1 protein-coding gene is annotated in these 766 nt (G+C 70.6%); it reads right to left on the reverse strand.

Going from position 1 to position 766, the window contains the following annotated elements; translation table 11 throughout:
• On the reverse strand, window positions 1–766 hold a 766-nt coding region (locus PUR71_RS00995; RefSeq protein WP_329924359.1), incomplete at both ends, for an electron transfer flavoprotein subunit beta/FixA family protein.

The raw sequence follows: 766 nt of genomic DNA on the forward strand, positions 1-766 counted from the left end.
AGATGAACTTCTGGTCGGCGAGGAAGGCGGCGAGCTGCTTGCCGCCCTCGCCCTCGTCCTTGACGACCGTGCCCGCGGTGCGCGCCGGGCGCGCCACCACCGAGTCGACCGCCGTCCACGCGCCCGCCAGGCCGACCTCGTCCGCCTCGATGCCCAGGTCGTCCAGGTCCAGCGACTGCACCGGCTTCTTCTTCGCGGCCATGATGCCCTTGAAGGACGGGTAACGGGCCTCGCCCGACTGGTCCGTCACCGACACGACGGCCGGCAGCGGCGCCTCGACCAGCTCCGTCGCCGCGTCACCGTCACGACGGCCCTTCACCACACCGCCCTCGACCGACACCTCCGACAGCAGCGTCACCTGCGGCACGCCCAGACGCTCCGCCAGCAGCGCCGGCAGCACACCCATCGAACCGTCCGTCGACGCCATACCGCCGATCACCAGGTCGAACCCGGTCTTCTCCAGCGCCTTCGCCAGGATCGCCGACGTCCCGATCACGTCCGAACCGTGGATGTCGTCGTCGTTCACGTGCACGGCCTTGTCCGCACCCATCGACAGCGCCTTGCGCAACGCGTCCTTCGCGTCGTCCGGCCCCACCGTCAGCACCGTCACCTCGGCGCCCTCGTTCGCCTCCGCGATCCGCAGCGCCTGCTCCACGCCGTACTCGTCCAGCTCCGACAGGAGGCCGTCCACGCCCTCCCGGTCGGTGGTGTGGTCGTCCGCGAAACGACGGTCACCCGTCGCGTCCGGCACGTGCTTCACACAGAC

Origin of the sequence: Streptomyces sp. SP17BM10 (assembly GCF_036322405.1) — a bacterium.
Taxonomy (GTDB): Bacteria; Actinomycetota; Actinomycetes; order Streptomycetales; family Streptomycetaceae; genus Kitasatospora.